The sequence below is a fragment of the Klebsiella sp. MS 92-3 genome (genome assembly GCF_000195655.1).
Taxonomy (GTDB): domain Bacteria; phylum Pseudomonadota; class Gammaproteobacteria; order Enterobacterales; family Enterobacteriaceae; genus Klebsiella; species Klebsiella pneumoniae.
On the sequence record NZ_GL882844.1, the window covers coordinates 4,225 to 5,077 of the forward strand.

1 protein-coding gene is annotated in these 853 nt (G+C 53.1%); it reads right to left on the reverse strand.

Annotated features, from left to right (window positions below; translation table 11 throughout):
* Positions 1 to 5: 5 nt before the first annotated feature.
* Positions 6 to 797 carry an ANT(3'')-Ia family aminoglycoside nucleotidyltransferase AadA1 gene (aadA1, locus tag HMPREF9538_RS06280; protein ID WP_032457217.1) on the reverse strand — a complete coding sequence of 264 codons (792 nt, stop codon included), beginning with the start codon at positions 795 to 797 and terminating at the stop codon, positions 6 to 8.
* Between the last annotated feature and the right edge of the window lie 56 nt (positions 798 to 853).

An 853-nucleotide genomic window follows, 5' to 3' on the forward strand; every position in this document is an offset into this window, starting at 1 on the left:
AGACATTATTTGCCGACTCCCTTGGTGATCTCGCCTTTCACGTAGTGAACAAATTCTTCCAACTGATCTGCGCGCGAGGCCAAGCGATCTTCTTCTTGTCCAAGATAAGCCTGTCTAGCTTCAAGTATGACGGGCTGATACTGGGCCGGCAGGCGCTCCATTGCCCAGTCGGCAGCGACATCCTTCGGCGCGATTCTGCCGGTTACTGCGCTGTACCAAATGCGGGACAACGTAAGCACTACATTTCGCTCATCGCCAGCCCAGTCGGGCGGCGAGTTCCATAGCGTTAAGGTTTCATTTAGCGCCTCAAATAGATCCTGTTCAGGAACCGGATCAAAGAGTTCCTCCGCCGCTGGACCTACCAAGGCAACGCTATGTTCTCTTGCTTTTGTCAGCAAGATAGCCAGATCAATGTCGATCGTGGCTGGCTCGAAGATACCTGCAAGAATGTCATTGCGCTGCCATTCTCCAAATTGCAGTTCGCGCTTAGCTGGATAACGCCACGGAATGATGTCGTCGTGCACAACAATGGTGACTTCTACAGCGCGGAGAATCTCGCTCTCTCCAGGGGAAGCCGAAGTTTCCAAAAGGTCGTTGATCAAAGCTCGCCGCGTTGTTTCATCAAGCCTTACGGTCACCGTAACCAGCAAATCAATATCACTGTGTGGCTTCAGGCCGCCATCCACTGCGGAGCCGTACAAATGTACGGCCAGCAACGTCGGTTCGAGATGGCGCTCGATGACGCCAACTACCTCTGATAGTTGAGTCGATACTTCGGCGATCACCGCTTCCCTCATGATGTTTAACGCCTGGCACAGCGGATCGCAAACCTGGCGCGGCTTTTGGTACAAAA